General features: G+C 39.0%; 1 pseudogene. It reads left to right on the forward strand.

The features are described from left to right. Positions 1-77: 77 nt before the first annotated feature. Positions 78-341, forward strand: a pseudogene (locus HBA93_RS19700) (site-specific integrase); the annotation flags it as partial.

A 341-nucleotide genomic window follows, 5' to 3' on the forward strand; every position in this document is an offset into this window, starting at 1 on the left:
AATTTCCCCAAGGCTATTTAGGCCTAATACATACAAGATTTGTCTGTTTAGATTTCCGTTTAACAAAGGTCGGAACGATGAAACGATTAAACCCAAAAAACGAACGCATTAAACGTGATTATTTTCTCTATTTAGAGGAAGCGAAACGCCTGCAAGCGAGCAGCGTTGATAAGGCCGCCTCAGCCATTTCAGAATTCGAAAAATTCACTGGATATCGAGATTTCGCTCTGTTCCACATTGAGCGGGCGAAATCTTTCAAGCAATATTTAAATGATCGTATTATTGCAAAATCTAAAGCACCATTATCTAAAGCTACGATTTATTCGCGGCTTATGGCACTT

It is taken from the genome of Ochrobactrum sp. SFR4 (assembly GCF_019730395.1).
In the GTDB taxonomy this organism is placed as follows: domain Bacteria; phylum Pseudomonadota; class Alphaproteobacteria; order Rhizobiales; family Rhizobiaceae; genus Pseudochrobactrum.